Origin of the sequence: Paludisphaera soli (assembly GCF_011064595.1) — a bacterium.
GTDB lineage: Bacteria > Planctomycetota > Planctomycetia > Isosphaerales > Isosphaeraceae > Paludisphaera > Paludisphaera soli.
Genome location: NZ_JAALJI010000003.1, coordinates 342,483 through 363,161, shown reverse-complemented (window position 1 = coordinate 363,161; position 20,679 = coordinate 342,483). Strand labels below are relative to the sequence as shown.

General features: G+C 68.3%; 21 protein-coding genes. 11 read left to right on the top strand and 10 right to left on the bottom strand.

The window, feature by feature from the left end; all coding sequences use genetic code 11:
• Window positions 1–129 precede the first annotated feature (129 nt).
• Window positions 130–1,287, bottom strand: a complete 1,158-nt coding sequence (locus G6O68_RS06585; protein ID WP_165246074.1) for a glycosyltransferase — start codon at window positions 1,285–1,287, stop codon at window positions 130–132.
• Window positions 1,284–2,285: a DUF1573 domain-containing protein gene (locus G6O68_RS06580; RefSeq protein WP_165246072.1), complete on the bottom strand. Its 1,002-nt coding sequence runs from the start codon at window positions 2,283–2,285 to the stop codon at window positions 1,284–1,286. The genes G6O68_RS06585 and G6O68_RS06580 overlap by 4 nt, the downstream gene beginning before the upstream one ends.
• A 528-nt stretch (window positions 2,286–2,813) precedes the next feature.
• Between G6O68_RS06580 and G6O68_RS06575 the strand changes: the two genes are divergently transcribed.
• The 7 genes from G6O68_RS06575 (at window position 2,814) to G6O68_RS06545 (ending at window position 9,213) form a co-directional block, all read left to right on the top strand.
• On the top strand, window positions 2,814–3,299 hold the full coding sequence (locus tag G6O68_RS06575; protein WP_165246070.1) for an STAS domain-containing protein: 486 nt from the start codon (window positions 2,814–2,816) through the stop codon (window positions 3,297–3,299).
• A 19-nt stretch (window positions 3,300–3,318) separates the two neighbouring features.
• Window positions 3,319–3,681, top strand: a complete 363-nt coding sequence (locus G6O68_RS06570; RefSeq protein WP_165246068.1) for an STAS domain-containing protein — start codon at window positions 3,319–3,321, stop codon at window positions 3,679–3,681.
• Window positions 3,682–3,882: 201 nt separating this feature from the next.
• Window positions 3,883–4,272 carry a PilZ domain-containing protein gene (locus G6O68_RS06565; RefSeq protein WP_165246066.1) on the top strand — a complete coding sequence of 130 codons (390 nt, stop codon included), beginning with the start codon at window positions 3,883–3,885 and terminating at the stop codon, window positions 4,270–4,272.
• Between the two features lie 418 nt (window positions 4,273–4,690).
• Complete coding sequence (locus G6O68_RS32325) at window positions 4,691–5,011, top strand: hypothetical protein (protein WP_206108028.1); 321 nt, start codon at window positions 4,691–4,693, stop codon at window positions 5,009–5,011.
• 256 nt (window positions 5,012–5,267) lie between these two features.
• Window positions 5,268–6,554 (top strand): hypothetical protein, encoded by a 1,287-nt coding sequence (locus tag G6O68_RS06555; RefSeq protein WP_165246063.1) that lies wholly within the window; start codon window positions 5,268–5,270, stop codon window positions 6,552–6,554.
• Window positions 6,554–8,155 (top strand): hypothetical protein, encoded by a 1,602-nt coding sequence (locus tag G6O68_RS06550; RefSeq protein ID WP_165246061.1) that lies wholly within the window; start codon window positions 6,554–6,556, stop codon window positions 8,153–8,155. The genes G6O68_RS06555 and G6O68_RS06550 overlap by 1 nt, the downstream gene beginning before the upstream one ends.
• Before the next feature lie 575 nt (window positions 8,156–8,730).
• Window positions 8,731–9,213 carry a TraR/DksA family transcriptional regulator gene (locus tag G6O68_RS06545; RefSeq protein ID WP_165246059.1) on the top strand — a complete coding sequence of 161 codons (483 nt, stop codon included), beginning with the start codon at window positions 8,731–8,733 and terminating at the stop codon, window positions 9,211–9,213.
• Window positions 9,214–9,500: 287 nt separating this feature from the next.
• Here G6O68_RS06545 and G6O68_RS06540 read toward each other — a convergent pair whose 3' ends face one another.
• From G6O68_RS06540 to G6O68_RS06525, 4 genes are all read right to left on the bottom strand, one after another.
• Window positions 9,501–9,881 carry an RNA recognition motif domain-containing protein gene (locus tag G6O68_RS06540; protein ID WP_165246057.1) on the bottom strand — a complete coding sequence of 127 codons (381 nt, stop codon included), beginning with the start codon at window positions 9,879–9,881 and terminating at the stop codon, window positions 9,501–9,503.
• Window positions 9,882–10,170: 289 nt separating this feature from the next.
• Entirely contained in the window at window positions 10,171–10,791 is a 621-nt protein-coding gene (mobA, locus tag G6O68_RS06535) for a molybdenum cofactor guanylyltransferase (protein ID WP_261345590.1), read from the bottom strand.
• Window positions 10,792–10,833: 42 nt separating this feature from the next.
• Entirely contained in the window at window positions 10,834–11,325 is a 492-nt protein-coding gene (locus tag G6O68_RS06530) for a hypothetical protein (RefSeq protein WP_165246053.1), read from the bottom strand.
• 90 nt (window positions 11,326–11,415) lie between these two features.
• Complete coding sequence (locus G6O68_RS06525; RefSeq protein WP_165246051.1) at window positions 11,416–12,732, bottom strand: sulfatase-like hydrolase/transferase; 1,317 nt, start codon at window positions 12,730–12,732, stop codon at window positions 11,416–11,418.
• 356 nt (window positions 12,733–13,088) lie between these two features.
• Between G6O68_RS06525 and G6O68_RS06520 the strand changes: the two genes are divergently transcribed.
• Entirely contained in the window at window positions 13,089–14,651 is a 1,563-nt protein-coding gene (locus G6O68_RS06520; RefSeq protein ID WP_165246049.1) for a trypsin-like peptidase domain-containing protein, read from the top strand.
• 3 nt (window positions 14,652–14,654) lie between these two features.
• Complete coding sequence (trpD, locus tag G6O68_RS06515) at window positions 14,655–15,686, top strand: anthranilate phosphoribosyltransferase (protein ID WP_165246047.1); 1,032 nt, start codon at window positions 14,655–14,657, stop codon at window positions 15,684–15,686.
• On the opposite strand, the gene G6O68_RS06510 is transcribed toward trpD, so the two are convergent.
• From G6O68_RS06510 to G6O68_RS06495, 4 genes are all read right to left on the bottom strand, one after another.
• A complete protein-coding gene (locus G6O68_RS06510) occupies window positions 15,671–16,192 on the bottom strand; it encodes a GNAT family N-acetyltransferase (RefSeq protein ID WP_165246045.1) in 522 nt (173 codons plus the stop codon). The two genes, trpD and G6O68_RS06510, sit on opposite strands and share 16 nt — an antisense overlap.
• On the bottom strand, window positions 16,192–17,112 hold the full coding sequence (locus G6O68_RS06505) for a rhomboid family intramembrane serine protease (protein WP_165246043.1): 921 nt from the start codon (window positions 17,110–17,112) through the stop codon (window positions 16,192–16,194). Before G6O68_RS06505 ends, G6O68_RS06510 begins: the two co-directional genes overlap by 1 nt.
• A gap of 192 nt (window positions 17,113–17,304) precedes the next feature.
• On the bottom strand, window positions 17,305–17,685 hold the full coding sequence (locus G6O68_RS06500; protein WP_165246041.1) for an STAS domain-containing protein: 381 nt from the start codon (window positions 17,683–17,685) through the stop codon (window positions 17,305–17,307).
• 180 nt (window positions 17,686–17,865) lie between these two features.
• Entirely contained in the window at window positions 17,866–18,090 is a 225-nt protein-coding gene (locus tag G6O68_RS06495) for a hypothetical protein (protein ID WP_165246039.1), read from the bottom strand.
• A 430-nt stretch (window positions 18,091–18,520) separates the two neighbouring features.
• Between G6O68_RS06495 and G6O68_RS06490 the strand changes: the two genes are divergently transcribed.
• Window positions 18,521–19,564, top strand: coding sequence for an FAD:protein FMN transferase (locus tag G6O68_RS06490; RefSeq protein ID WP_240911080.1), 1,044 nt, complete (start codon window positions 18,521–18,523; stop codon window positions 19,562–19,564).
• A 202-nt stretch (window positions 19,565–19,766) separates the two neighbouring features.
• Complete coding sequence (locus G6O68_RS06485) at window positions 19,767–20,678, top strand: DoxX family protein (RefSeq protein ID WP_240911079.1); 912 nt, start codon at window positions 19,767–19,769, stop codon at window positions 20,676–20,678.
• Window position 20,679 lies beyond the last annotated feature (1 nt).

The window sequence follows — 20,679 nt, the reverse complement described above, 5'->3', positions numbered from 1 at the left end:
CAGGGTCCTCCTTCGGTCGCGGACGTTCTCACCGGCTCGAGTTACTCGGCGTGTTCTGGGGAACGACTCTAGCGGCGCACGGCTTGCAAAGCCACCGGGTTCCCGCTTCGGCCGCCCGCCAGAGAGGCTTCAGGATGCGACGTCGAGCGTCGCGACCACGCGCGAGGCGACGGCGGCGCAGCCGTTGTCGGCGGCGTGCGCGAAGCGGTCCGCCGCCCGGCCGTCGTCCGAGCCCCGGTCGAGGATCCGCGTCACGGCCTCCAGGAAGGCGTCGCGGGATTCCGCCACGTCGAACAACTCGGAGTAGAGCCGGCACTGGGGGACGGCGGTGGCCACCATGGGCCGCGTCGCCCCCATCCCGTCCATGATCTTGGTGGGCGAGCAGGCCCGGTTGAACGGGTGGTCCACCAGATAGGGGATCAGGTTGACGTCGAACGTCTGGTAATAGGACGGGAGCTCGGCCTGAGGACGCCAGCCGAGGACGTGCACGTTGGGGAGCGAGCAGGTCCGGAGGCAGGACTCGCGCCAGGGCTCGTCGCCGGGTTCGGGCGGCCTGCCGACGACGACGAGCGAGGCCTTCGAGAAGGCGCGGGCTACGGACTCCAGCAGCGGCCAGTCGAGCCGGTCCTCCAGGGAACCGACGTAGCCCAGGATCGGCCGGGGGAGGTCCGCCACGTCGGCGGGGGGCGGCGCGGGCCGGTCGAGCGGTTCGTCGGCGAGGAAGGCGGCGGGCGTGCCGTGGCCGATGTGGTGGATCTTGTGCGCGGCGGAGGGGACCGCCTGACGCAACGCCTCCGCCTGGGCCAACGCCACGCAGACCGTCGAGGTCGAGCGCTCGACGAGGTCGTGTTCGAGCGCGCGCAATTCGTCGGCGCGCGAGGGCCAGTAGAGCGTGTAGTCGTCCAGGTTGTAGTAGAGCGTGGCGTCGGGCTCGGCGAGGTCGACGAGATGGCGATAGTGCGGGTAGGTCGCGACCAGCCCGCGGCGGCCCCCGCGGCGCTCCCAGAACCGCCCGATCGTCCGGGCGATCGGCAGCATCCCGACGCTCGGGAACTGCTTCATCCAGCCTGGGGGCAGGAGGACGTCGCGCGCCCAGCGACGCTCTCCCACGCGGCGGCGGCGGCACGAAGCCGACCAGGGATGCACGCCCTTCCGCCAGCCGTTGCGATAGTCCATGCACCGCAGGGTCAGGAGACGGACGTCGGGCTCGTCCAGCTCGCGGAAGAGGTTCTCGGTGCTGAACCAGTTGACGTCGGCGACCGCGAGCGACAGGCCCTCCGACCTCATGGACCGACCGTCGCGAACGTCTTCAGGACCGCTTCGGGCTCGTCGGGGATGTCCGTCTTCACGGTCATCAGGGAGTGGAACGCCCCCGGCTGATCCGGGGCCTTGAGCGTGAGCTTGACCTGATGAACGGCCTGGGAGCCTTTCGTCTGGTCGTCGCCCTGAAGCTCGGCCTTGGTCGTCGTCAGGTTGGTGATGCTGAAAGCCTGGGCGGAGCGGACGAGCACGGTCTTGGTGATGCTCTCGCCCGGCTTGATCTGCCCGAAGTTGACGATGGAAGGCGTCAAGGCCACTGCGCTCTGGATGTTGGCGACGACGGAGATCGGGATCTTCTGCTGATCGCTGGTTTCCAGCGTGATCTCGTCCTTGAAATAGCCGTTGGGGGCGCTGGGCTGGAGGGTCGCGGTCAGCGAGAAGTTGATCTGGCCGTCCGCGGTGCGGCCGACCTCGCTGAACTCGGCCTTGATGTGGTCGGAGAGGGTGTTCATGCGGGTCACCTGCCAATCGGGCCGCCCGCCGGCGTAGGCCAGCGTCAGGGCCGCGGTCGGGGCCTTCTCGGAACGCCGGACGATCCCGAAATCGAGCTGGCCGGGGGTCGTCACGATGTCCCCCCGGATGAAACACGAGGTGTTCAGGTCGACCTGCACGTAAGACGGCGTTTCAAAGATCAGCGTCAGACCGGATGGCTTGTGGCCCAGAAATCGGGTCGTGTCGACGGTCACCTCGACGGTCGTCTGGGTCCCCGGGGGGATCACCTTGGCACCGACCTTGACGTCGGTGCAGCCGCACTTCGTACGCCACTCGAGGATCCGGATCTCCTGGGAGGTCCGATTGACGACCGGGAAGGCGTGTCGAAGCTGGGAGCCGCGGGCGACCGTCCCGAAATCGTAGGCGCGTTCGGGCAAGGCCGTGTCGAGCCAGCTGTAGTCCTGGCCGAAGGTCGCGGGGAAGGAGGCTGCCAGCAGGATCAGGCAGCACGCGTTGAGTCTCATCGAACGCATCGCAGCGACTCCAATAGGGCACCGCCGGGCGGGGCCGACTCCGTTCGGGGCGGGACCCCGACGGCGACCTGGGCTCGTACTCCGATCCGAGCCCGCGGGTCCGGGCGAGGTCCAGACATTGTACCCTGGAGTCGAGGTACGGCGAGGCCGCCGTCCCAGCCGTCGACCCGAGCGCCGCGCCGCACCTCGATCGGAGTGCCGAGGGACCGCATCGAACGGGCGTCCAAATGGTGAGATCGTCCGGCCTCGACGACCTCCGCAGCCGATCCCGCGAGACCACTCGCGGCCGGTGCGGGATGCAGCGTTTCTTCGCGACTTGACGCCCGCGACGGTTCGGACAGGTCCCTGTTCGGGACCCGAGGGCGCTGCTAGGATGACCCCGGCGCCCTCGAGGGGCGGGGGCGAGGAATCGGTCGTCGACGTCGGCCTTCCACCGAGCGGCAAGGTCGCGACCGCCTGCACGAAGCCGCCCCACGGCCCGGGCGGACGGGACGTCTTATCTAACCGTCAGGCACAGGTGATCGATCGATGTTGAAGCCAACCGTTCAGGTCCATAACGTGGACGGCGTGCTCCTGGCGGAGTTCTGGGACTGCCTCCGGCTGGACCCGGCGCCCGCCCTGGAACTTCGGCATCGGTACGACGAGCATCTCAAGGCGAAAGGCCGGCCGTTCGTGGTGATCGACCTGGCGGGGGTCGGCTTCGCCGGTTCGGCGGCGCTCGGGAATTTCGTGGCACTCCACCGGAGCGCCAGGCAGAATGGGGGCCGCGTGGTCTTCTGCCACGTCGAACCCACGGTCGCCGAAGTCTTCCGCGCGAGCAAGCTCGACAAGCTCTTCGAGTTCCTCGTCGATCGCGATGCCGCGCTCGCGGCGATCGAGAGGGGGGAGCCCGAGACCTCCTCCAGGTCCGAGCCTACGGCCGAAGTCGAATCGAACCGCCCTCGTCCGGCCGGGCCGGCCTCGGACCGTCTCGGTCGCCTCCGCCGCAAGAGATCCGCAACCGAACCCGAATGATCTTCACAGGATCAGTAAAATGCCTCCAGCAGACCGGATCAGCATGACGGAGGTCGACGGGGTCAAGGTCGTCCGCTTCCACGACCGCCAGCTGTTCGACGAGCGGACCGTGCGCGAAGCGGCCGAGCAGATCGCCGCAAACCTCCCCAACGACGGCAAGCCGATCCGACTCGTCCTGGACTTCAGCGACGTCGGCCTGATCTCCAGCACCCTCCTGAGCAAGCTCATCCTCCTCCAGCGCCGGGTCGACGGCACCCACGGCAAGCTCCGACTCTGCGAGCTGTCCCCCGTGCTCCAGCAGGTCTTCCGGACCTCGAACCTCGACCGACTCTTCGGCGTCGACCGCGACCTGAGGACTTCCATGGAGACGCTCCGGGCCTGACCTCTCGCCTCCAAGGCCGCCCGGTCGCCGCGGTGCGACGGGTGACGTCGGGCGACGGATCGTGTTTATTCTCAACGCGGCCGTCCCGCCCCCGAACCGCACCCTAGGGTTGCGAAGAGAGGGGCGGGGAGCCGGGGCGGGTCCGGTCCTCGCCCTCGACGGCTCCGGGATAGCCGGCGTCCAGGATTGGAGGGTCGCACGATGAAGCTCGACAGGTCGACCGAGAGGCGCATGGTGTCGGGCCCGAGCCGCGGGCGGGGTCCGCACATCTCGCTGGAACGTCGCGCCGAGCCCAGGCTGCCGGCGGTCGACGGCCGGACCTGGCTCGGCTGGTGGGCTTCGGAGTCGGAGTTCGCGACGGTCGGCTCGCTGGTCCTCAACCTCAGTCGGGGGGGCGCCCGCATCTTGACCCCCACTCCCCCCGCGCCGGGGGACGAGGTCTGGCTCAAGGCGGCGAAGGCCGCCCCCTCCGACTGCGCCGTGGGCGAGGTGTTGGAGGTCTCGCCGACGGGCGACGGGGGGCACTTCGTCCGCGTCCGCTTCGACGAGCATTGCCCGGACGATTTGTTCGAGGCGATCACCCGCGGCTGATCGAATCCGCCACGATCGAGCCCGGTCCCAGAGTTGCTTCTCATTCTCCGACAGACCGTGAATCTTGATCCGGAGAATGCGAATGCCCCACATCACGACGGAGGACCTCCGGGGACTTCTGGGACCCGTCGCGGCGCCAGTCGTGTCGCTGTAAGAGCCGACTCACCGCGCGAATCCCGAGAACGGCCAGGATTTGATCCGCTACAAGAACCTCCTGACCCGCGCCGAGCGATCGTTCAGCGAGAAGCATCCGGCACGCGAGGTCGACGCCCTGCTGGAGCCGATGCCGCCGGCTGCTCGACGATTACCAGTTCTGGACCCATCAACAGGACGGCCTGGCGCTGTTCCGCTCGGCCGACGCCTTTCACGACTATCAGCTCCAACGGCCGGTCGCGGAACCGGTGGTGGCGGAGCTTCCATGTTAAGCGAGCGATTTCAGGCCGCCCAGGCGGCGGGCAAGGCCGTGAGCAAGCTGGCCGAGGCGGCCCGCGAAGCGGCGGCCGGCCGCATCGCCACGCTGCTCGTCGAGGCCGATCGCGTCGTCCCCGGGAAGCTCGAGCTGGAGAACGGCAAGATCCAGAAGGCCCACTCGATCGACGACCCCGGTGTCGACGACCTGATCGACGACCTGATCGACGACCTGGCCGAGGGCGTCCTTCGCATGAAGGGCGAGGTGGTGGTCGTGCCCCCCGATCGGATGCCGACGGAGACCGGACTGGCGGCGATCCTCCGCTACTGATCACGACTCCGCACGATTCCCTCCACGACGGGTCGTCGCCTCGCCAGAGGCCGCGGCCCGTTCGCTTTCCAGCCCGGTTGCCGGCAAGGGGCGCGGATCGTTGACGTTCGACGCACAGGTCTCCATAATTCGAGAAACGCCTGTCTTACGGTCGTCATGGTTCGAACCCCGCCAGGTTGGTCGTCGATCGACCGCACCGCGTCGCGGTTCGGCGGGGAAGAGGTGGTCTTTGGGTCTCTTCGGCCGAGCGAGGAACTTGATCAAGGGCCTGGCGACGACGTCGGAGGCCGAGGTCCAGTATTTCAACGTGGTGTGCCCGCTTGGACATCGCGTTCGCGGCCAGCGAACCGAAGGCTATCAGGCGCTCCGTTGCCCGGCCTGCGGCGAGGGCGTGTTCGTGCTGCCCGTCAGCCCGCTGCCGGACCCCGGGCCGCGGATCTCGACGACGACGGGGCGTGGCAGGTCGACCGAGTCCTATTCGCCGCCCCGGGCGATCGAGGAAGGGCCGATCGAGCTGAACGACGCGGACGAGGTCACGGTCGAGATCGCCGACGCGATCCCCCACCCGGACGCCGAGATTTCCTGGGAAGACGAGGCGGCCTCGCCCGATCGCGGCGTCGACCCCGTCGACGAGGAGGCGGCCTCGAGCCCCGCCAGGGCCCGACCCGCGGCGAAGGCGCCACGCCGCCGCCCGTCGCGAGTCGTCGAGCCCGCGGTGCTGAGCGAAGCGGCCCCGGCGGCCCGAGCCAGACGCGATTCCCCGAGCCGTCCCGTGGTCGAGATCGAGCCCAGGGGCCGACGCCGCTCCGCGTGGCGGCCCTTGCGGCTCTTCGCGGTCGTCTCCCTGCTCGTCGTGGCGACGGTCGCCTATCGAGCCTGGCGGATCCACCTCCAGGGGCTGCCCCAGGTCGCCGAGCTGGGCCGCGTCGAGGGGATCCCCGCGCTGGAGGCCGGCGACTTCGACAAGGCCTATCAGCTCCTCGCCCCCGCCAAGCAAGCGGTCGATACCCTTGGCGGCGAGGTGGAAGGTGCCGATCGGATCCGCCAGGCCGCCGACGAGGCCTCGCTCTACGTCAACCTCTCGAACGCCGGCCTCGAGGAGCTGCTTGACGAGGCGGCCAGGACCAACCCCAAGTCCTGGGCCTCCCGGTTCGACGACCAGCATCGAGGCCGGGGCGTCGTGTTCGACTCGCGGATCAAGGCGACGCCCGAAAGCCCGGAGAAACGCTACGAGATCGACTACGTCGTCCTCCCCACGGCCGACGCCGGTAGCTTCCGCGCGGGGGGGGCCCGCCCTGAACGGTCGGCCCGGATCGACTTCGAGGGCTTCCAGCTCTTCGATCTCGCCCGCCCCAAGGTCGGCGACCACGTCGTCTTCGGGGCCCGGCTCGCCGCCCTCGAGTTCGACGCCGCGAAGAACGCCTGGGTCGTTCGCCTGGAGCCCGACAGCGGCCTCTTCGTCCAGTTCCACGAAGCCCTGGAGTCGCTCGGCTGGCCCGATGCGATCGAACCGGCCCCCGCCCCCGAAATCGGAGACGAGTGATGACCACGATCACGCTGGGGCGTTTCCGATTCGCTTCCGACGCCCGGGGCCTGGCCGCGGCCCTGGCCTTGCTGCTGGGCGCGGGCCTCACGGGCGAGGCGAGCGGCCGGCAGGAAGCTCCCGTCCCCGTGGAGCCGGCCGAGCTGACTCGCAGGGAGGATCTGGTGGGTAAGCTCGTGGTCGTCGACGACCGGATCAAGTTCTTCCAGCACCATCCCAAGGTCGGGTTCGACGAGCTTTACCTGAAGCGCACGCCCCTCGCCGTCCGCCTCCCTGAGGAGCTGCGGCCGGAGTCCCCGCCCCGCAACCCGGCCGTCGTGGTCCAGGGCCGCCTGACCCGCGAAGGCACGCGACTCCACCTGGACGCGACATCCCTGAGCCTCCAGCCGGCGGACGTGGAGCGGTTCGACAAGGCCGTCGCCGCGCTCCCGGCGCGAGACTTCGCCCAAAGGCGATCGTGGGTGCAATGGGCCTCGAAGCGGGCCCGCGACTTCGGCGACAAGGAACTCGCACGCCGGGCCGGGGCGGTCGAGGTCGAGGCCCTGCAGATCCAGGCCGACGCCCAGCGGGTCACGGTGGACGCCCCCGGGGAATGGCTGAATCTGGCCCAGGACGGCCGCAAACGAGGCGTCGCCGAGCCGGAACCCTCGGCGCTGGCCCATCGCGCCTTCCGTTCCATGCTGGCTGCCGCGAACTCGCCCGCTGGCCTGGAATCGCTCAAAACCGAGGTCGAGCGGTTTTTCCCGGCCTCCGCACAGCCCCTCGCGGCAGGGGGAGCGGACGTCGCCTCGTGGCGTGACCGTTACGCTCAGGACCCGGCCGGGAGCTATCGGGCCGCGACGCCCGAAGTCCGCACGTCCATGGACCGCGAACTTTGGGCGGACGTCGTCGAGCGGTCGCTCGAACTTCAGGTCGTCCAGGACGTCCAGTCGGCCTTGCGCGTGGTCGACAGGGCAGGCGATCTCGTGCCGGACCGTCCCCAGCTCGCCGCCAGGCTGATCGGTCAGGTGCGCGAGAGGGCCGCCGCGAACCTGCCGTCTTTGCGTCTCGCCGAGGTCAAGACCATCGGCGCCTTGCTCTCCGACCGGGCGAAGGACCCCGATGGCGCGATCGAGCTGTATCGAGACTGGCTCAAAGCGCAACGCGATCGGCTCCGCGACACAGACGCCGAGGGCCCGGTTGCGCTGGCCGGGCAATACGAGGAACTTCTGCGCGACTCGGAGCAGTCCCGGCAGCTCCTGGAAAGGGCCTGGAAGATCGCCCCCGGCTCCGCCGAGGTGACGGAGGCGTTCAAGCTCCGCGGCTACCGACTCGCGGGCGACGAGTGGGTGAAGGACGCCCCCGCCCAGGCCTCCGCTCAGCCGACGAGCCCGCCCGTCGAGGGCGACCAGGGCTTGCGAGGCAAGACCCCGCCCGAAGTCCGGGCCGTCCTCGGCGTCGAGCCGACCTCCCGGACCATCATCGCCACGAAGGGGCGGGTGATTCTGCAGTGGATCTTCCTGGAGACCCGGCAACGGAGGTATGTCAATTTCCTTTACGTCCCCGGGAGTTCGACCCCGCGGGTGGCCTCGGACTTCGTCCTGCCGATCGAATCCTTCTAGGCCGATCCTGTCGCTCGGGTCGGCCGATTCTCGATAAAATCCCCGTGCCGGGAGATTTTTTGATTGATTTCCGGCGAGCGGGGTCCAGAATAACGACGCTTTCCCGCCTCGTCGCCCTCCTCGATTTCTCAAGCCGAGACCGCTCGTCGTTCCGACGAGTTCCGCGGCCTAATCGAAACGAGTTGCAGACTTTGCGTTTCGAGGCCGGGGGGCCCTGCTCATCTATTGGAGCAGAGGGAACGGAAATCCTAGCGAATTCGTCAAACCTTTCGAGGCCGTCAGCGTAATACCCACGGCTTTGGAGAGAATGACAGCCCCAGAGTTTCTGATGGCATCTCGTGTGCTACTACCTTTTGGCGTAAGGCGATGATCCCCGCGCCGACCGTTCGAGGCCCGAAGATCGGCCTGGGATCTTTGACGACTCGCCGCCGTGGACCCCGCGATGAGCTATCCTCCTCTTGATATCGTCTCCGAGCCGATTCATACCTGCGCTGGCGCTCGACGGTGATGCGGACCCTCGATCTGCGGCGGCCGAGTCTCAGTGATCCCAGAAGAAATACACCAGGAGGTGTAACATGGCCCGCAAAGACGCTCTGCTTCGCTTGACCTCTCGGTTGATCGCGCGACGAGACGCTCTCCGCAAGGCCCTCTCCGGGGACCTCGACGGCTTCCGGAAGTTTTCGGATATGGGCGGCGTGGGCGACAACGTGGACGCCGCGGTCGATTCCGCCAACGATGAGATCAGCTCCCGCCTCGTCGAGATCGAGAGCCGCGAACTCGGACAGATCGAGCATGCCCTGCAGCGGATCGCGGCCGGAGTTTACGGCCGTTGCGAATTCTGCGGCGGCAAGATCTCCGAACCCCGGCTGAACGCCCTGCCGTATACGAACAGCTGCATCGACTGCCAGCGCGAGAACGAGCGGCTCGGCCAGGGGCGTGGTATGGATTCCGACTCGCTCCGCTGGGCGAAGGTCTTCTCCAAGCCTGCCGACGAGGAAGGCGACGCCAAGATCAATCTCAGCGACTTCGAGATGGACTTCAGCGACTCGGCCCGCTGATCGCGGGCCCGCGACTGGAATCTGATTCGACGCTCAAATGATGCAGGCCGGCGAAGGGTTTCCCCTCGCCGGCCTGCGTTGTTTTTGATGCATTGAGTCGTCCCAGGTCAGGCGTCCGACCCTGGGCGATCACGAGCGTGAGGGCCAGCCCTCATTCGCGGATCGTACGACGAGACCCAGAGCCGCTCTCGAACAAGCAGACCCTGGATCCCGGCGAGTCAGTTGGACATCACGCGGTAAGCCGACAATCGCTCAGATTCGATCGTCCACGCCCAGAGATCGAAGGATCAATAACGACCCCGACCACCGCCGCCGCCGCCGTAGCCGCCACCGCCGCCGTAGCCGCCGCGACCGCCGCCGCCGCCGCCGTAGCCGCCGCCGCCACCACCGCCGTAGCCGCCGCCGCCGCCCGAGCGAGGCTCGCGAGGCCGGGCTTCATTGACGGTGAGCCGACGCCCGTTGTGTTCCTGGTCGTGCAGGGCGCGGATGGCGTCCTGAGCTTCGGCATCCGTGTCCATCTCGACAAATCCGAAGCCTTTGCTGCGACCGGTCTCGCGATCGGTGATCACCTGAGCGCTCTGGACGGTCCCGAACTGGGAAAAGAGCTGCTCAAGGTCGGTATCGGCGACCCCGTAGGTCAGGTTACCGACGTACAATTTCTTGCCCAACTTGCAATCTCCTGAGCCTGGACGTGAAAGCGGCCCTCGTTTTACTTTCTAGGCCGAGGCGAAAGGGGCCGGATGGCGGCCCGGGAGGAAGGGAGAAGGGTCGACGAGCGTGTCCCCGAGGGATCGGTTTCGCGAACGCATCCATTCCCAGCCACCCTTGAGTATACCCAACGCCCGATGTGGCTCCCAACGAAATCCGGCGGGTTTTCGGCGATTCGCGTCACGCTGCCAAGGCGTTGGCGGGAAAGGACTTTGGAAGAATTGGCCGCCGTTTGCGAGAGATGTTAGGTCAACTCGAGGGGGCTCTACCCTCCAACAAGTCGAGGGCTCGGCGGTAGTCTTCAGGGGTGTTCAGGTTCGCGAGCGCCCTCCCGTCGGGATCGAGCCGCCGCAGCTCCGAGTCGGCGACCGCCCTGGTATTCAGGCAATCGAACAGTGTCGACGCGCGAAGCTGGCCCCGCCCCAGCAAGCCTTCGACGGCCGAACGGGTCGGTGCCGCTCGATAGAGGGCGTTGAGCGGGTCGATCCGGCCCTCGATCACCGCGACGACCGCGTCGTGATCGCCGATCGTCGCGACTAGAGTCTCCAGCCAGCGAGGCTTGAAGAATGGGGCATCTACCGAGGCGAGATACACGAGATCCACATCCCGTCCCAGCGCCGCCAGCCCCGAGGCCAGGCCTTGCAAAGGGCCGCGACGGCTGGGCGGGTCGCGAGCGACGATCGCGAACGCCGGCAGCGGCGGGATCGGCTGATCGTGGGCCGCTGCGACGACCAGAGGCCGAGCGACGCCGCCGATGAGCCGGACGGACCGCTGCAGGAGCGTCTCGGGTCCGAAGGGCAGATCGGCCTTGCAGGTTCCCATCCGCCGGCTCTCGCCGCCGCATAACACGATGGCGGCCACTTCAACCATGGCTCAGTTCCCGGCGAGCGGAGTTCTGGACGTCCGAGACGGTCACTTTTTGGCTTCGCCCGACGGGCTCGCGTCCGCCACCTTGGCCGAATCGTTGCGACGGAAGGTCACGACGTCGGCGAGCGGGCCGTCTCCGGGGATGAAGTCGACCGGCCGCGCGCCGTTGAAGCCGCCGTTGCAGATCACGAACGAGTCCCCCTCGATCTTGTAGACGCCCTGAACTTCGGGAAAGGCCTGGAAATCGCCCGCCGAGAAGTCGATCCAGTCGATCTTCCGGGGTGAGGTCGTCTCGTCGAGTCGGATCTCGCCACGCGCCTGCAGCTTCAGCCCCTGCGGGGTCTGGATCAGGACCTCGACCCGTTTCCCATCGACGTCGAGGCTCACCTGGAACTCGCGGGAGGTCCCGGCGCGGCATTCCCATTTCCCCTGAAGCCTGGCGACGTCGCCGCCCAGGCCGCCTTCGTCCGCCACGCTGGCGGATACACCCACAAGGAGGAGCCCAACCACCGCCAGCCCGGACTGGAACCTCTTCATCAGCTTACCCTCGCGTCTCGCGTCGAGAAACCGCTGCAACGATCCTTCACGCCACGAAGACCTCCCTGCCGGAAATCAATCGCCGGACGATCATCCTCCCGGCGACGGCTCGCTTCGGAGCCAAGCGTCAAGTTCGCGTTTCAGGGCCGTAACCAAGTCGGGTCGTTCGGCGGCCACATCTCGGCGTTCGGCCGGGTCGTTCGTCACGTTGTAGAGTTCGGGCTTGCCGCCGCGAGTGACGACCAACTTGTAATCACCCTCGATCGCGGCGACCTGATCCGAGCCCTCGGCCCGCCACTCCCAGAACAGCTTCCTGGCCTTCAAGGACTCGTGACCCTGCCACGACGGCAGCAGGTTCGCCCCGTCGATGTTCCACGAGGGATCGACCGTCGCCCCAGCCGCCGCGGCGAAGGTCGGAAGGAGGTCGATCAGGCTGATCGGCACGGAAGACACGGTCCCGGCCGGCAATCGACCGGGCCACGACGCCACCCCTGGAACGCGGATCCCTCCTTCCCAGAGGGTTCGCTTCTGACCCCGGAACGGTCGATTGCCGTCGAGCAGGGCGCTGACGCCGAGGTTCCCCGACTCGAAGGTCGCCCCGTTGTCGCTCGTGAACACGATCAAGGTGTCCTCGCGCAGCCCGAGGACATCCAGGCGATCGAGGACTCGCCCGACGTTCGCGTCGAGCCGCGTCACCATCCCCGCGTAGTGCGCCGAGAGATCCTGGCCCTCCCTCGGCTCGGGCAGCTTCCCCACGTGCTTCGCCACCTCGTCGGGCGGGGCGGCGATCGTGAAATGGGTCGCTGTGTAGGCCAAGTAGAGGAAGAACGGCTGGTCGCGGCGACGGTCCACGAAGTCCAGGGCCTGGTCGGTGAACAGGTCGTCGGCGTAACCGTCGACCGGGACCCGCTCGCGACCCTTCCACAGCTGCTTGGGGTCCTTCTCCCAGGCGGCAGTGGCGTCCGTGAAGCCGTAGAATTCGTCGAAGCCCTGATCCAGCGGGTGGACGTATTCGCGCGTCCCCGGCTTGGGGCGGCCGTGATGCCACTTCCCGAACGCGGCCGTCGCATAACCCGAGGGGCGCAGGGCCTCGGCGATCGTGGTCTGTTCGCTGGGAAGGTCGTCGCTGTTCTTCGAAACCCCCGAGTGGATGGTGAACTTGCCCGTCAAGTAGGCCCCACGGCTCGGCGCGCAGATCGGTGCCGGGGCGTAACAGCGGTTGAGGACGATCCCCTCGCGTGCGAGCCGATCCAGACGCGGCGTGCTCCATTCCGTCCGGCCGTTGAAACCGACGTCGCCCCAGCCGAGATCGTCCGCCACGACGAGGATGATGTTCGGCCTGCGGTCGGAAGCCGACGCCGTCGAGCCGCCCGCCATCGCAGCCGTCAGGCCAATCGCCCAGGCCATCCGTCTCGCAAAGCCATGCATCGCCTCTCCCCCATCAACCAAGCGATCGATCGAATCACGCCTCGATCCCGGAGGTGCCGGTCAAGTATCGACCAACGACAAGAACCCTCGATACAAATTCCTAGTTTGCATATTGAAGAAGTCAAGATTCGGAGATTCAAGGATTCGACGAGAGGACGCCTGCTCCGATTCGCAGCGGACTGGAATGGGGGAGTCGGGCGTGGGTCGGAGTTTTGACTTGGGATCTCCACGAGATGTATATTGAGGTGGAGCCGGTCCGGCGTTGGCGAGCGTCCGTCGCCCATTTTTTTGCGCGAGCCGAATCGCCTTCCGATCTATCGGCGCGGAGTCCGTTCATGAAGATCCGGTCGGCCTCGATCATGCTTGCGGCGGGCTCGCTCGGCGTCGGCCTCGGCGTCGGCTTCCAGGTGGGTCGCGGCGGAGCGACGATCTCGGCCCAAGTCGCGGGGACATCGCCGGCGCTGAACGGCCCGGCGACCGCCGAGGTCCGGAAGATCAGCCGGGTCGAGGAGAGCGACGCCAAGGTCTACGATGAGCTGGCGCGGGAATACGACCGCTTCCGGCACGTCGATCGAATCTTCGAGCTGGTGTCGCGTGCCGTGCGGCCGACGGTCGTCCACATCGTCACTCAGAAGACTTCACGGAACGAGGAAGGGCAGCGGGCTCGCAAATTCGAAGAGACCGGCTCGGGGGTCATCGTCCGGAGCGACAAGGCGCCGGGCCTCTTCGTGCTGACGAATCACCACGTCGTCGAAGGTGGAAAGAGCAATCGGATCCGGGTGTTCCTGCAGGACGGCCGCTCACTCACTCCCGAGAAGGTCTGGAGCGACGTCATGGCGGACGTCGCCGTGCTGAAGCTCGACCGCGACGACCTGCCCGCCGCCCGTTTCGGCGACAGCGACGTGGTCCAGGTGGGAAGCTGGGTCCTGGCCCTGGGAAGCCCGTTCGGCCTGACCCATTCGGTGAGCCAGGGGATCATCAGCGCCCGTGGCCGCCACATGGACGAGCTGCAGGACGTGGAGAATCAGGATTTCCTGCAGACCGACGCGGCCATCAACCCGGGCAATTCGGGCGGGCCGCTGGTGAACATGCTCGGCGAGGTCATCGGCGTCAACAATTCGATCGCCAGCAGCCACGGCGGCAATGAGGGGGTCGGCTTCAGCATCCCGATCAACCTCGCCCGCTGGATCATGAACGAACTGATCGTCAACGGCCGGGTCACGCGGGGGGGCCTGGGGGTCAGGCTCGACCCCGACTTCCGCCCGGAGAAGGCCGTAGAGCACGGGCTGGACCGGCCCCGGGGCGCCCTGATCGAGGTGGTCAACCCCGACTCGCCGGCCGAGCGTGCGGGGCTCCACGCGGGGGACGTCGTGCTCCAGTTCGCCGGGGCCGCGATCCAGGACCAGAACCACCTGATCAACGCCGTCTCGATGTTCCCCGTGGGGAAGCCGGCCGACCTGGTCGTGTGGCGCGACGGTCGCGAGACGAAGCTGCAGGTGACCGTGGCCGATCGCGAGGTCGCCCTCGCGGAGCCCGAGGCGCCGGCCCGGGACGCGAAGCCGAACGCCGTCGGCCCCGCCCGAGGGTCGGACGCGCCGGCGTCGGCCGTGGGGCGGGCGATGGGCCTGGAGATGCAGAGCCTGGACGGGACGCTCGCCGCCGATCGCGGACTGCCGGACGCGACACGCGGGGCCCTGGTGGTCCGCGTCGAGCCGGGCAGCCCGTTCGCCGAGCTTTGTCGAGCCGACGACGTCATCTCCGCGATCAACGATCGGCCGATCCAGACCGCCGAGCAGGCCGCCCGGTATCTCTCGCATCAAGGCGAGGCCCCCCTGATCATCAGCCTCGATCGCCCCGCGGGGGGCCGGCTCGAACGCCACGTCATACGAGTCCCTTGATTCATGGATCCGAACGATTCGTTCTCGACCGCGATCGAAACCCTGGCCTCGTCACGTCCCCTGAGCACCAAGCAGGCCCGGATCGCGGTGGCCGCGATCCTGGACGGCCTCGCCGGCGAGGTCGAGACCTCCGCCTTCCTCACCGCGCTGCACGTCAAGGGGGAGACGGGCGAGGAGCTTCTCGGGGCCGTGGAAGCGATCCGGGAACGGATGATCCCGTTCGACTCCGGCCGGAGCGACGCGATCGACACCTGCGGGACCGGCGGCGACCGCGCGGCGACCGTGAACATCTCGACGGGGGCCGCCGTGATCCTGGCGGCTTGCGGAGTCCCCGTGGTCAAGCACGGCAACCGCGCCGCGTCCAGCACGTCGGGGAGTTCGGACGTGCTGACGGAACTGGGCGTGGCGGTGGAGGCGGAGCCCGCCGTCCTGCGGGCGGCCCTGGACGAGTTGGGCGTCGCGTTCCTCTTCGCGCCGAGGTTTCACCCCGGCATGAAGGCGGTCGCGCCGATCCGCCGTCGGCTCCCGTTCCGCACGGTCTTCAACCTCGTCGGCCCGCTCTGCAACCCGGCGTCGCCCGCCTTCCAACTCGTCGGGGCTCCCCGGCCCGAGCACGCGCGGCGCATGGCGGAGGTGCTGGCGAAGACCGCGACGATCCGTCGCGCCGCGGTCGTGCGGGGAGAGGACGGATTGGATGAGGTGACACTCGCCGGGCCTACGGAGGTCCTGCTCGTCGACGGCGGCCGGATCGAGCCGCTCGCCTGGAGTCCCGCCGACTTCGGACTGCCGGAGACGCCCGCTACGGACCTGCGGGTCGAAGGCCCGTCGGAGAGCGCCCGCTTGCTGCGGGAAGCCTTCCGAGGCGAGCCCGGCCCCGTGCGATCCTACCTGCTGGCGAACGCCGCCGCGGCGATCTGGGTCGTCGAGGGGACGTCCCTACCGGCGGCCGTCGAGCGAGCCGCGCTGGCGATCGATTCGGGCGACGCCGCGGGTCTGCTGGAACGATGGGCGGCGCGTTCTCACGGGGCGCCCTGACTGTCGGCCTCGTCAACGGGTGTGCCGATCCACAGCTCTTCGAAGACCGAATAGCCGGCCGCTTCCAGGCCGAGCCCGCGATAGGCTTCCTTGGCTCGCTGGTTCTCGTGCTCCACGTAGAGGCGGATCCCGATCACGTCTCCCGAGGCCTTCGCCTCGACCCGGATGCGATGGTAGAGCGCCTTGAACACGCCCTGACCTCGGTAGTGGGCCTCGACGTAGACGCTCTGGAGCCACCAGAGCCAGCCGTCCCGCCAGTCGCTCCACTCGCGTGTGATGGCCGTCTGGCCGATCACGCGGCCGTCCGGATCGATGGCGACCCAGTAGCGGAGGCGGTCGGGGTCGGCGAGGGCGCGCGACACGCCGCTGCGAAGGATCGACGGGTCCAGGGACTTCCCCTCGGTTTCCTCGGCGAGCCTTCGGTTGTACTCGACGATGACGTCGAGATCCTGGTGCTCCGCGTCTCGGATCGTGAACGCGGGTGCGGGCGGGGTCGTCGGGGCCATCAGGGTCGGTCGCTCCGGCGGTCGCGGGCTCGGCGGCTGGCCTCCTGGAGGACCCGGCGCTCGCTCTCGTTCAGCCCGTCGCGGCCCTCGCGGGCGATCTTGGCGAGCACCTCGTCGAGTTGGGCGTCGAGTTGTTCCTCGGGCAGGACGGAGACCGAGGAAGCTCGGGCACCCCCGGTCTCGCCGGCACGGGTCGGGACCGGAGTGCGGGGGCGGGTGGTGGCCTCGTAGCGCGGCGGCGAGACCACCTTGAGTCGCGGCCGATTGAATCGACCGTCGACCAGCCGCGACCATCTCAGGTCGAAGTGCTTGAACGCCAGGGCGAAGACCGCCCCCGCCAGGTGGGACTCGATGGCGATGTCGCCGCGGCCGCCGCCCAGCAGCGGCCAGAACAGATAGATCCCCAGGACGACCCACATCGGCATGGGGATGAAGAAGAACAAGATCTCGCGTCGCGGGTAGTAGAGAGTGTACAGCGTCAGGACGGCCATCACCGCGCCGGAGGCTCCGATCATGGGCACCTGATCGCTCGCCGTGGACTCCGCCACGGCCCAGCAGAACGTGCTGAAGACGGCGGCGGCCAGGTAGAACGCCAGGAAGTCCCGGCTGCCGTACATCGACTCCATCTCTCGGCCGACGATCCACAGGAACAGCATGTTGCCGAGGATGTGCCAGATCGACAGCTGATCATGCAGGAACGTGGCCGTCAGGAGCTGCCATACGCGGCCCTGCCGGAAGATGCCCTCGGGGGAAGCCGCGAGCCACTCGTAGATGAATCCCTGATCGGGGTGGAAGATCGCCCTGAGCAGGAAGATCGCGACGTTGAGGACGATGATCGTCTTGCACCACGGCGCGGGGCCGCTGAACCAGCCGGGACCGCTCTTTTCACCACGATAGTATTCGCGGTCGTAAATCCCCATCTTGGCTCCGCTCCCGGGAAAGGGGACGATCGGCGATCGCGTCGGGATTCGGCCGAGGGCCTCATGGTCATCATCGGGACGGCGGACGAAACTGTCAACGGCAGGCGCGACGACGGACGCCGGCGCCACCGAGAGGGCGCCGCCGTCCGGCGACGAAAGCCGACCCGGGGGGGTCGGGTCGGTCGGGAGCGGTCAGTCGAGTTCCAACGCCGCGACGGCCTCGCTGCGGGTGTCGTAAATCGGCCACACGATGTCGAGCGAGGTCACCCTGAGGAGTTCGCGGGTCCTCGCGGTCACGCCCGAGAGGGCCATCGAGCCGCCGTGGGCCGAGGCCAGCTTCCAGGTGCGGATCAGAAGGGCCAGGAACATCGAGCCGAAGTAGTTGACCCGGCTGAGGTCGAAGACGATCAGCGGGTTGTCCTGCCTCCGGATGGGGTCGAGGATCAGGTCGGCGGCCTGTTCTTCGAGGCGAAACGAGAGCTTCTCCAGGGCCGGCGTCGCCGTGATGACGGTCACGTCGCCATGACGCTCGATCGTGAAAGCCTCATCGGTGCTGGTTTTCTTGGTGACCATCGTGGAAGCTCGCTTCGTGGAAGTGCCGAGTCGGACCGAGATGGAGTGGGACGTCCTTGTGGAGCCACCCACCTAGCCTAGCGCTTCCGCGAGGCGGCGACAAGGTCGAAGGCCCGGCCGCCTCGGCCGCACCCTCGAAGGCGACTAGCGGAGGCGGGCGGCGAGGCTTCAGGTCCCGGATCAGGCCGACGGACGACAGTTCGAGAAGGCGCGGATCACCTCGTACAGGTCTCCGCTGACGAGCAGTTCGTCGTTTTCGAAGTCGCGGAGCCAGACGTAATTGTCGCGGTACGCCTGGGCGAGCAGGGGGTAGAGGTCGCAGAGCCGGATGGGGATGGACGGAGCCTCGACTTCCTCGTGATCTTCCTCGGTGTAGGGGAAGAGTCGCAGACGTGCAGTCGCCATCGTTCTTCGTCCTCCGTGCTTTGCCGCGACCTCGGGTCCGGGCGGACCCTGGCCGTCTCGTGATCCGCTCGAGGGCCGAGCAAGAGTCCTGGGGGCGTCGATAAAGACGTGATTTCGACGCACCCGGCTCGATCCTGACGACACCATCCATCGGCCCTCGGAGGCCCCGATCATCAGGAATTCCCCCGGATCCCCGCGCGGATTCGCCGGCCTGCGGCCCGACCTCCCGTCCGGCCCGCCCATCCCGCCGGGGCCCCGCCGAATCTCGGCTTGGCCTCTTCACGCGACGCTGCGGCTTTTCCTATAATCCAGTGTCTGCGTCCGACCGGCGAGCCGCGATCCCTCGGGGCCCCCGAACCCTCGGGCCTGCCCGGCCCGCACTGCATTCCCTTGCATAAAGGCCCCCGCCGTGAAGGCTCCACGAAGCGGAGTGAATCGTCGCGACCTCATGCGTCTCCGACGCCTGGGGGCCGAGGCGCGTGGGGCCGGATCCCACACGCCCGGGGCCGTCGGGCCCTCCGACCTGCTCCGCGTGCATCGCCCCGGCATGGGCTCGTTCTTCGAGATCCGGCTCGGCGCCCGCCTGCTCGGCGCGGTCGAGCTGGCCTCCCGCGCGCTCGACCGGATCGAGGCCCTCGAAGCCCAGCTCACGGTGTATCGCGACGACTCCGAAGTCAGCCGCCTCAACCGCTCCGCCCATGAAGGGCCCGTCGAGGTGGAGCCTGGTCTGTTCGATCTCCTGGAACTGGCCCGCGCCGTCTCCGAGTGGAGCGGGGGGGCCTACGACGTGACCGCCGGGGCGCTCTCCGAGGCCTGGGGATTCGTCCGGGGCCCGAAGCGCGTGCCGAGCGACGCGGAGCGGGCCGACGCCATGGCGAGGACCGGCTGGAGCAAGCTGCGGCTGGACCGGGCGCGCCGCACCGTCGGCTTCGAGACCCCGGGGCTGGTCGTGAACTTCGGGAGCATCGGCAAGGGCTACGCGATCGACCGCGCCGTCGACGTCCTCCGCGGCCACGTCCTGCCGACGTCGGCCCTGGTGCACGGGGGCCAATCGAGCCTGTTCGCCCTCGGCTCCCCCCCCGGGCGGTTCGCCGGCCGCTGGGAGATCGCCCTCCAGAACCCGTCCGACCCCGAATCCCCCCTGGGGGTGTTCCGGGTCCGGAACCGGGCGGTCGGGACCTCGGGCGGCGCCTACCAGCGATTCGAGGCCGAGGGCCGCTCGTACGGCCACATCCTCGACCCGCGCACCGGCGAGCCGGCCGACGGCCCGTCGAGCGTGACCGTCCTCGCCCCCACCGCCGCCGAGGCCGACGCGCTCTCGACGGCCCTGTACGTCCTCGGGCCCGAAGCCGGGCGGGACCTCGTCGCCAGGCGTCCCGACGTCGGCGTCGTGTTCGTCGAGCGAGGGCCCGCCGACCGCTCCCCTCGCGTCGTCGCGATGGGCCTGGGCCCGCAAGACTTCGCTTCCTCCTGACCGCCTCACGAACGTAGAAAGGAGGCGTCCCCTGAACGCCGCCAGACGCTACCAGATAGGTTTCCTCGGGGCGCTCTTCCTCGTCCTGCTCCGGATCGCGATCGGCTGGCACTTCCTCACCGAGGGGCTCGACAAGTACGAGTCGGGCGAGCACGGCAAGCCGTTCTCGGCCGAGATCTACCTGCGGAACTCCAGCGGGCCGATGGCCCCCTACTTCCGGGGGATGCTGCCGGACGCCAATGGCCTGGAGATGCTGGACCAGGCTCGACTCAAGAAGTCCTGGGCCGACATGGTGGACGGGATCGGCCGCCACTACGACTTCGACGAGGACCAGAAGGGGAAGGCGAAGATCCTCCTTGACGACGCCTACGTCTGGGCCGACTACTGGTTTCACAACCCCGTGAACGTTCAGGGCCGCGACAAGTACCTGCACGACCTCCGCGAGGCCATGCTGGTCGAGCGCGACCCCAAGTCCATGTCCTTCGAACGCGAGCGGGCCTGGGAGGCCCGGCAGGCGCTCAACGCCGAGCGGAAGACGCTCACCGCGCCGATCGTGGCCCAGGGCGATGATCTCAAGACGGCCGTCGTCGGGCTGGTCCCGCCCGACCAGAAGCAGGCCCGCACCTCCTGGCTCGACATGGCCTGGCTGAAGTCTTCGCTCCCGCCGAAGGCCGCCGCGAAGTACGAGGGATGGTTGGCCCGTCGAGCCGAATATCAGCCGCCGACGACCTTTCTGGACGTGGCCAACGTACTGACCATGTACGGGCTGATCCTGATGGGGGCGTGCCTGATCCTGGGCTTCCTGACCCCCCTCTCGGCCCTGGCGGCGGCGGGGTTCCTGGCGATGATCTACTTCTCCATGCCCCCCTGGCCGGGCCTGCCCGAGAGCCCGAAGGTGGAGGGGCACTACTGGATCGTCAGCAAGAACCTCATCGAGCTGATCGCCTGCCTACTGATCGCGGCCACGCCGAGCGCGCACTGGGTGGGTCTGGACGCCCTCTTCTTCGGCGGCCGTCGCCGTCGCCGCCTCGCCCGTCGCGAGGGGCTCCTCGAAGGCGACGAAGACCGCACGGCCGCCGGCTCGTCCCGGAACCTGGAACGGTCCGTTTCGTGAC